This is a genomic window from Wolbachia endosymbiont of Wuchereria bancrofti, from assembly GCF_002204235.2.
Classification (GTDB): Bacteria; Pseudomonadota; Alphaproteobacteria; order Rickettsiales; family Anaplasmataceae; genus Wolbachia.
The window spans coordinates 1-6,001 of the sequence record NZ_NJBR02000044.1; the positions used below are offsets into that span (position 1 = coordinate 1).

At 34.4% G+C, this 6,001-nt stretch carries 7 protein-coding genes; 3 read left to right on the forward strand and 4 right to left on the reverse strand.

The annotated features are described in order from the left end of the window. Positions 1-333 precede the first annotated feature (333 nt). The gene (dcd, locus tag CCY16_RS02645; protein WP_088414749.1) at positions 334-891 is read left to right on the forward strand and encodes a dCTP deaminase; all 558 of its coding nucleotides are present in this window, start codon (positions 334-336) and stop codon (positions 889-891) included. Positions 892-897: 6 nt separating this feature from the next. On the opposite strand, the gene CCY16_RS02650 is transcribed toward dcd, so the two are convergent. Beyond that, the gene (locus tag CCY16_RS02650; protein WP_088414751.1) at positions 898-1,926 is read right to left on the reverse strand and encodes a hypothetical protein; all 1,029 of its coding nucleotides are present in this window, start codon (positions 1,924-1,926) and stop codon (positions 898-900) included. 663 nt (positions 1,927-2,589) lie between these two features. Next, positions 2,590-3,696, reverse strand: coding sequence for a D-alanyl-D-alanine carboxypeptidase family protein (locus CCY16_RS02655; RefSeq protein WP_088414757.1), 1,107 nt, complete (start codon positions 3,694-3,696; stop codon positions 2,590-2,592). 138 nt (positions 3,697-3,834) lie between these two features. On the opposite strand from CCY16_RS02655, the gene CCY16_RS02660 reads away from it, so the two are divergent. Together CCY16_RS02660 and recO are read left to right on the forward strand one after the other, a co-directional pair. Next, a complete protein-coding gene (locus tag CCY16_RS02660; RefSeq protein ID WP_088414759.1) occupies positions 3,835-4,353 on the forward strand; it encodes a gamma carbonic anhydrase family protein in 519 nt (172 codons plus the stop codon). A 28-nt stretch (positions 4,354-4,381) separates the two neighbouring features. Continuing rightward, positions 4,382-5,104 carry a DNA repair protein RecO gene (gene recO, locus CCY16_RS02665; protein ID WP_088414753.1) on the forward strand — a complete coding sequence of 241 codons (723 nt, stop codon included), beginning with the start codon at positions 4,382-4,384 and terminating at the stop codon, positions 5,102-5,104. A 571-nt stretch (positions 5,105-5,675) separates the two neighbouring features. Here recO and CCY16_RS06910 read toward each other — a convergent pair. Together CCY16_RS06910 and CCY16_RS02675 are read right to left on the reverse strand one after the other, a co-directional pair. Next, a complete protein-coding gene (locus CCY16_RS06910) occupies positions 5,676-5,792 on the reverse strand; it encodes an ankyrin repeat domain-containing protein (RefSeq protein WP_179946035.1) in 117 nt (38 codons plus the stop codon). Next, positions 5,758-6,001: ankyrin repeat domain-containing protein (locus tag CCY16_RS02675; RefSeq protein ID WP_143696901.1), on the reverse strand; the 244-nt coding region annotated here is incomplete at its 5' end. The genes CCY16_RS02675 and CCY16_RS06910, both read right to left, overlap by 35 nt.

Below are 6,001 nucleotides of genomic sequence, written 5' to 3' on the forward strand. Positions count from 1 at the left end.
CTAGCATCGAGCTTTTTTAAGCCATAGAAACAAAGCTACAAAAAAAGCTACTTTCTATGCTCAACAAGTCAGTTTGCTTATTCATAAGCAAACTTTCTTGGGTTCCGGTGTCTGCACACTGGGATGACAAAAAAGAGGCTACTTAGATGACAAAGAAAGGATACAAGGATGGTAAAAAAGGGGCACTGAGATGTGACAAGGGCATGCTGGAATGGTACCTTGACGATTCGAAAATCGTCATACAGTCGAGCCATAAAAAGCTGTTAGGTCTATAGTTTACATTTAAATTTTATTTTATATTATTGTAAGTATTATACACTTTAGGGAGCAGTTATGGCAGTGATGCCTGATAAATGGATAAGAGAAAAAGCTGAAAGCTTTGGAATGATAGAGCCTTTTGTGGATCATAAAAGCAGTAAGGGTGTCATGTCTTTTGGACTATCATCTTACGGGTATGATGCAAGAGTAGATAATAAATTTAAGATTTTTACTAATGTTAATTCAGCTGTAGTTGATCCTAAGGATTTTTCTAAGAACAGTTTTATAGATAAGGAAACAGATGTGTGCATAATTCCACCGAATAGCTTTGCACTTGCAAGTACAGTAGAATATTTTCGCATACCAAGGGATGTACTAGCTATTTGTGTTGGTAAATCAACTTACGCGAGATGTGGGATTATAGTAAACGTTACTCCCTTAGAACCTGGATGGAAAGGTCATGTTACACTTGAATTCTCAAACACTACTCCGCTTCCTGCAAAAATTTATGCTAATGAAGGAGCATGCCAATTTGTGTTTTTAAGTGGTGAAAGTGAATGTGAAAAATCATACGACGATATAAAAGGAAAATATATGAATCAACACGGTATTACCTTACCGTTGGTGAAATAATGATTTTTATTGTTTAGAAAAGTTTGATATTACTTCATTGTACTGAAGATTGTAAAGATGTGCTCTTACTAATTCATTACATTCTTTATCGCCTAAAGCTGCACGCGCAGGGTGATTTTTAAACGACTCTACATAGTCTGAAAAGAACCTTGTAGAAGGATCACTACTTAAAGCTTTTGCAACTTCTTCTTTCTCTTTATTGGAAAGTTGATTAAATAATTCTTCGCCCTTTGTTTGCAACTCATCTTCAAATTCCTGTTTTATATTGTCCTTATTTACTCTTTGCAAGAAGAAAAACTCTTCAAAGATATATAAGGAAGAGACGATGCTATTGAAAGTCCCAGTGAAGCATGCACTTGAACCATGATCACCATACACCCCGTATTCTGTTTGCGATTCTATTAGATGCTGAACTAGTTGGTATTTTCTCTGGAGTATTCGTGTATCAATATCTATGTTAGAACCGGCACTTTTTTTATCTTTGTCATTACAAGCTTTCCAAACCAAATTTAAAACTTGCTTTAATGTTAACCCACTTCCACTATGTATATCAGGATTATTTTGTATACGTTCCAAGCATTCAAGTGCATGTTTTTTCTCATCTTCTTTAAGTTGATATTTATCTGCAGCTTTTTCTGTGTCATTTGTTATGCACTTTAGTTTATTAATAAAATCTTTTATTTCTTTTATAAATCCGTCTTCAATATCAGGTTCACCATAGTTTTCCTTTAGCTTTTTAATATTAATATTTATTGCATCATTTATGTCAGTATTATGTGTTGTTTGTGGGACGTGTATTATTTCTTCAAATGCTGCAGCTCTTTGCTCTAGCCATTCTGGTAATTTGCCTCCTGCAAGGCAATATAGCTTACGCAATATTGTAACAATCACAAAAAGCACTAGAAGAGAAATAACAAATACTATAACAGATGCTATAATTAGACCAACAGCTAGCCACCTTACAGGAGCTAGCAAAACTTTTTTTACTTTTGATGGTTCTTGTGTATTGGCTATTGCTTTTACTCTTGCTGGCATACTAGTTAAATTAATAATCAATATATTTTATATATTGATTTTCTTTCGTTTTGTCAAGCCAAATTTTTATTTTGCACTTTCCCGTTTCTAAAGTCTCTAGTTATTAGAGGGACAAAAAAGTTTCGATTTTTTGAGCTGAGCAAAGCCATTTAGGTTGTAGAATGGATCAGAAAAAGTGGCATATAAAAAATATATAACCCTTTAGTGTTCTTGTAGCTTCGATATTGATTGTTTATAAATGCCTTGCTATATCCTACTGAAACAACAGTTACTTTATGTTCTGCAGTGTTTACGCGGTAGACGATGCGATAATTCTTAACTACTACTTTCCTTATGTTTGCTGGGGTAAAGCTGGAATATCTTTTTTGAGGGCACGCTTAGTACATTTAACTAAGTAGGGCTTTTCTCCAGGCTTTTTCATTAATCTCTATTTCCTCCTCACCATCACATTCCTCAATAATTTTAGACAATCCAATATTTTCTATCTCCTCAAGTGCTTGCTAGCCATTTTAGGGTAGTAGTGAAAAATATTCTTCGCTTAGCACTTTGAATGTGATATTTTATTCATTAGTTGAAAATTTTAAATATCTTTCAATTAATCTTATCTCTGAATTCTCTTAAGAATATTAAAATTAGTATTTTCGACACAGATGCTATTTAGACTTAAAACAATATTCTAAAAAACTTCTCTACGTAGTTTAATTCCTGTACATCATTCACTGCATAAAGTGGTATGGTTTGCTGCTCGACACCTGGTATTTCTATAAAAATTTTACCTACTTCTTGCCCTTTTTTAATAGGTGCAGGTATCATATCTTTATATTCAACACGCACCTTAATTTTGCCACGTAGATTGCGGTTATAAGTTATGGTGACATCGTTTGCAACTGTGGCAGATACTTTTCTCTCCTTTCCGTATAGAACATTTATTTCCTCAACTACACTATCCTTAGCGAATATTTTCTTAGTATTAAAATGATTGAAGAAATATTGTATCAGTCTTTTTGCTTCTTCTACTCGCTCTTTTTCAGTGTTTAAGCCGTTTACAACAGCGAAAATTCTCCTATCGTTTCTTTTTGCAGAAACTACAATGCCGTAACCACCAGCGTTTGTATAACCGGTCTTTAAGCCATCAACTCCAATATCATGAAAAAGTAAAAGATTTTTATTTTTTTGCATAATATCATTATATGTTAGATATTGTTTAGAAAATAAATCGTAATATTCAGGGAAATCAGTAAAAATCCTTTTTGCTAGTACTACCAAATCTTTTGCACTCATAAAATGATTTTCATCCGGCCACCCGCTTGAATTGACAAAGTAACTGTTGCTTAGGTTCAAATTTTGTGCAACTTCGTTCATTTCAACCACGAAATTCTCTTCTGACCCGGCAATGCCCTCAGCTAACGTTATGCAGGCGTCATTACCCGAAACTGTTGTAACTCCTTCAAGCAATTCTTTCACCGTAACGGATTGACCTTCCTTTAAAAACATAGAAGAGCCTTTTCTTTCCCACGCTTTTCTACTTACTCGAAATTTATCCTTCATATCTATTATTCCAGCTTTTAAATAATCGAAGGCTATATATAAAGTCATTAGCTTGCTCATTGACGATGGAGCCATCTTTTCGTCGGAATTATGCTCAAAAATGAACAAGTCTGAGGCTAAATCTAAAACTACTGCTTGCTTTGCTTTAGTTCTAAATTGGTATGAATATGAAGAAAAAGGAAGCGTAAAAACTGACAGCAGGATTACCAATTTGTCTAACATACTCATAATTTCAAATGTGTAGCACACTAATTAATAGTATAATTTTGCATGCGCATTTCAATGAAATTAAGGTAAAACTTTTATATATATGGTATAATAGATTTTGTATAGCTGCCGCAGATATTAATGTATAGAATTGTGAGCTCAAACATTTTAAAATATAAAAACTGTGAGCCAAAAATAGACGAAAGCGCTTTCATTGCAGGAGATTCGCATATCATAGGCAAGGTTGAAATAGGAAGAGAGGCGAGCATTTGGTTTAATTGTGTGATCAGGGGGGATATTGGGTCAATCAAAATAGGTGATGGAACGAACATTCAAGATGGCACAGTAATTCATGTAGATAGAAATCCTGGTGGCGATACAATTATTGGCGATATGGTAACAGTGGGACATTTTTGTATGTTACACGCATGCACAGTGCATGACAAAGCATTTATTGGTATGGGTTCTATTGTAATGGATCATGCAATTGTAGAATCTGGAGCTATGGTAGCTGCTGGTTCACTAGTAACACATATAAAAGTGATAAAAAGTGGGGAAATATGGGCTGGCAGGCCAGCGAAATTCTTTAAAAAGATTTCAGATGAAGAAGTTAAATATATTACACAATCAGCACAAAATTATATTATGTTAATGAAGAAATATAAGAATTAAAGATTAAAAACATACGCGTCAAGTTAAAATGAGATGGAAAGATGAAGGTATCATTATAGCTGCTAAAAAGTACGGTGATAAAAACTTAATTCTTTCTCTGTTCATGAAAAACCATGGAAAGCGCAGAGGACTAACTCGGTTGACAAACGATAGCAGTTATAAATTTCAGGTAAGTAATCTATTACATGCAGAATGGAGTGCTAAGCTGCCTGAAAATCTAGGATTTTTTAAGTGTGAATTGATAGAATCTCCATTTCACCACTTCTTTCAGGATAGCTTAAAAAGCATCACTATTGTTTCTTTTTCTTCTATCCTGGAAAAAGTACTTCCAGAGAGCGAGCCTTGTGCCGTGCTATATGATAACTTTCAGTATTTCATCGATGTAATTAAGCATGGTAGTGAACCTTGGCAAGGCCATTACCTTAACTTAGAGCTTTTGCTTCTTGCACAGTTGGGGTTTAAGTTAGATCTATCCAAATGCGCTGTAACGGGTGTTAAGGAAAATTTACAATTCATTTCTCCAAAAACTGGCAGAGCGGTGTCAAAGAAAGCAGGAGATTATTATGCGGATAAGCTACTACCTTTTCCACAAATGCTGCATGACGTGTATAATAATAACCTACAAAACAGCTACTCATATCAAGAATTTCAATTAGGATTAAAAGTTACAGGATATTTTTTAAATAAGTGTCTATTTTCGCAGCTAAATATGAGATTTCCAGAATCAAGAAACCTCATACTATCACTTTAACCTTATATCTTCATCAGAATTAAGCTTGAAGGTGGACTATTCGTAGCAGAATCTAGCTGTCTTTCAAAGTTATTGAGTAACTTATTAAAGGAAAAAACTTATCTTTCTTCTCTTTTAAATACCTGCTTACCCCGTGCTATACGCTCATAAATCTTAGCTGAAGCCTCTAAGTTACTTAAAAATGGCTTGTCACTCTGTGATAATAAAGCCTGGGGTAACCACGAGTAATTACAGTACACTTACTTTAAAGTTAACATTCCTTGCTTCAAAAGAAGGTAAATAAAGACCTTATTTGACATCTGCATTAGAAATCTATGTAAAAATTTTTCTTGCCCTTTTCCTTAGAGTGTGTTGATAGTATGGACACAGTTCCAAGTAAGCAATTCCACAACATTTGAATGACCTTTCCTCCTGGCAGTATCGATTAGCTTTTCACCACAATCGCTTTTTATACTAGCATTAGCACCTCTACCTAGAAGAAACTTCATAACTTTCTGGATAATCTTCTTGAGCAGCAAAATGTAATAGTATATTACCTATTTCTCCAGTATCATTAATGCTTATTCCTTGATCAAGAAAATTCTACAACGTTTTTGTGCCCACTGGAAGCAGCCCTGTGCACTGGCTTACTTCCATAGGCATTTTTTTCAACGTTAATGCTTTTTCCCTTTCTGGCAAGAAATTTCACAACTTCTAAGCATCCTTTGAGCAACGTAATGCAATGATGTCCAACCATCTTTATCAGGGTCATTAACATTCAGTTCTTGGTTGAGGAAAAACTCTACAATATTCTTGTGACCATGCATAGCAGCAAGATTTAAAGCCTTAAACCCATTAGCACGTTCAGCATAAATATTTGTCCTCTTTGCTACAAGAAATTTTACAACCTCCAACTCG